This is a genomic window from Rhodococcus sp. MH15 (genome assembly GCF_019266045.1).
Taxonomy (GTDB): Bacteria; Actinomycetota; Actinomycetes; order Mycobacteriales; family Mycobacteriaceae; genus Rhodococcus_F; species Rhodococcus_F qingshengii.
Genome location: NZ_LPNP01000014.1, coordinates 1 through 1,996, shown reverse-complemented (window position 1 = coordinate 1,996; position 1,996 = coordinate 1). Strand labels below are relative to the sequence as shown.

Here is a 1,996-nt window from a genome sequence, read left to right as displayed (position 1 = left end):
GGTGTGTCACAGGGTTGGTCCTTCTTGGTCGAGAACGGCTATTTCGCAATTCCCATTCTCGCGCCGAGGACCAGCCCGTCTACTTCAGTCCCGCGTCAGCAACGTCCGTACCCGCAACAACTAGTTCGCTACGCAATGTCATCTTCAGCGCTCCTCGCGACTTACGTGGTCAGTTCGAATCTATGACAACCGCAGCCATGTCACACCACTGCTCGATGGTGCGAGTCGGATAGGGCGCACCTACTGATCCTCGGGAGGCAACCAAATCGACGCTACGGTTGCTGTCCCGTCAGGTGATCACTCAGGGTAAGAAAATGAACCGGCTTTGAAGCGAACTCACCGATCTGGTGCGCCAAGTTAACCTTGTACTGCTCGCCGCACCGGTCGGCGTCGACAACGCATCCACACTGCTCGTCACCACAGGCGATAATTCCTAAAGACTACGCAGTGGAGCATCGTTCGCGGTCCTGTGCGGGTCTCTCCGATCGAGGCTTCCTCAGGAAAACACATTCGCCACTGCCTCAACCGCGGCGGAGATCGTCATGCCAACAATGCGCTCTGGCGGATCGCGATGATCCCACCAATAGCGACGTGCGATAGCGCACCTACGTCGCGCGTCGGCCAGTGGAACGGAATCGACGGCGAAGATCCAGCGATGCCTCAAACATCACACTGCCCGTGAAATCTACCTGCTGCTCGTCGATCCGCCGTCAGCTCAGAGTGCCGACGGTCTTCGGCCGCTCCGGCCCAAGGGGGCTGTCATGCAGTCGATCATTTCTACGTCTCTCTGACGACGATCTCGCGGACAGAGCGGGCCACCAAACTGATCTACGAGTCCGCATCACGCTACCGCGCATTACTGAAGAGAAACTTGCACAGGACACTTGAAATCAATCGGAGTATCCAAATCAGTTGCAGTCCGAACTGACAATGGACGCGATCTTTTCCATTCGAGATCTGTCAGTCGCCGCCGGCAACGTCGGAGATGCCGGCCAACTCGGGGAGAACGCGGCAATCAGTCCGCTCAGTTTCTTCTGCTGAACACAGGCCGATACCTCGGATCAAATCCGGGGTATCGGCTTCCTCAAATCTTTGTCGCAACAGAAAATGCGGGCCGGTGCGTCAACTATCGACGAGCCGACCCGCAATATCAAGTTATTCCGCGCTGAACGAGGGAATCATCATGCTTCCCATCACCGCCAAGCCGCTGACATCTCGAAGCGAACCCAGAGCATTACTCAAGAAGGAAAAAAGCATTAAATACTCACCTCCTTAAGCTGCGAGTTGCTGGATCGGAAAGTCATTCCTTCACCCATCCGTCGCTCGACAATGCAGTCAGCATCTCGAAGAAGCTGACGTGGATCGCTGAAAGTGACCCGGTGAAAAGACCGAAAACATCTTCCAAGGAACCCATTTTCACCCTCCTAAACTATTTGAACGGATTGAATGGGACGTCGAGACCGAAGTCCACGGAGAGCGCAACAGGCATCGTGATGATGGACTTGAAAGCAGTCAGCATCATGGGCAAGAGTGCCGAAACCGAACCCAGATCAGATGAATTCATCTCGCATCCTCCTATTCGCTCGAGATTCCAGTGAGCCCGTCGATGACGACCCCACCGGCATCGATTGACCCGTAGGCGAAATTCAGAATCGCCTGCAAGAACGGAACTAACATTTCCCACTCCTTCGTAACGGACAGTCGCATGTCGCCGGTAAGAATTTCCGTCACCCGAAGGACGGGATCTAGGGCCGAGCGATCACGATGTGGATGTAACCGTAGACAGTGTTTTAGAACTCGTGCCAGTTTTCGTGATTTATCTCAATTGTTCCGACTTAAGTCGTAGTTTCGGCAACTCAGCAAGGGGTGCGCTAGTTGTATGAGGAACGGACGTTAGTTACGCGGTGCCGGCGGTAAGCGGCGGGCGGTCGTCCTCCGCGTGTTGAATGCGGTCGATGATAATTGTAGTGAACGTTCCAGATTTCCACGGCGGTGC

Annotated in this window: 3 protein-coding genes and 1 pseudogene; 2 read left to right on the top strand and 2 right to left on the bottom strand. The window is 54.9% G+C overall.

The features are described 5' to 3' along the window. Together ATN37_RS00090 and ATN37_RS33035 are read left to right on the top strand one after the other, a co-directional pair. A partial coding sequence (locus tag ATN37_RS00090; protein WP_218694576.1) for a hypothetical protein occupies positions 1–186 on the top strand: 186 nt, incomplete at its 5' end. Between the two features lie 283 nt (positions 187–469). Then, the gene (locus tag ATN37_RS33035) at positions 470–682 is read left to right on the top strand and encodes a transposase (protein ID WP_367646119.1); all 213 of its coding nucleotides are present in this window, start codon (positions 470–472) and stop codon (positions 680–682) included. 747 nt (positions 683–1,429) lie between these two features. Here the strand turns inward: ATN37_RS33035 and ATN37_RS32180 are convergent. Continuing rightward, positions 1,430–1,564 (bottom strand): hypothetical protein, encoded by a 135-nt coding sequence (locus ATN37_RS32180; protein WP_256065141.1) that lies wholly within the window; start codon positions 1,562–1,564, stop codon positions 1,430–1,432. Between the two features lie 307 nt (positions 1,565–1,871). Next, a pseudogene (locus ATN37_RS32175) lies at positions 1,872–1,996 on the bottom strand (IS481 family transposase); the annotation flags it as partial.

Coding starts and splice junctions, on each gene's coding strand:
- ATN37_RS32180 (WP_256065141.1), bottom strand. CDS start 1,564: ATGAATTCATCTGATCTGGGTTCGGTTTCGGCACTCTTGCCCATGATG.